Consider the following 493-nt stretch of genomic DNA (forward strand, 5'->3'; position numbering starts at 1 on the left):
GGTCGGCCTTGGATAGCGGGTGGAAACGGCCGACGGCCTCGGCGCCGCGCACGGCCTCGATCCACATCTCGCCAACGTCCGAGGCGATCCTTGCGTCCTTCAGCGTGCGGCCGTGGCCGAACATGCCGAGCCCCGGCACCAGCGTCAGCCGGGGCATCGGATCGAGCATGGTGCGCTTGACGTCGTCGAGCGCGTCATTGGTCTCGAAATAGGCGCGGTAATCCTTGGCGAAAGCGTCGACATGGTTCTGGATTACGGCCTTGTAGTCGCCGATCTTGTCGGCGTCGGGCGCTGGCACGGCCATCGGCCCGGTCTTGATGCGGATCGACAGATCCGGCGTCGACACGCCGCGTCCTGCATAGTCGGCGATCTCTGCAGAACTGATGAAATCGACGATCGCGTCCGAGGTGCGGAAGTCAGAGATCATGCGGTCGAAGCGACCTTCGCCGCGTGGCGCCGCTACAGCGCCGCGCAGCATGGGCGCGATCGCCGC

At 66.1% G+C, this 493-nt stretch carries 1 pseudogene; it reads right to left on the bottom strand.

Features of this window, described 5'->3' with window-relative positions:
- Window positions 1-493: pseudogene (locus X744_RS0139300) on the bottom strand (bifunctional aldolase/short-chain dehydrogenase); the annotation flags it as partial.

This window comes from Mesorhizobium sp. LNHC252B00, from assembly GCF_000502955.1.
Taxonomy (GTDB): Bacteria; Pseudomonadota; Alphaproteobacteria; order Rhizobiales; family Rhizobiaceae; genus Mesorhizobium.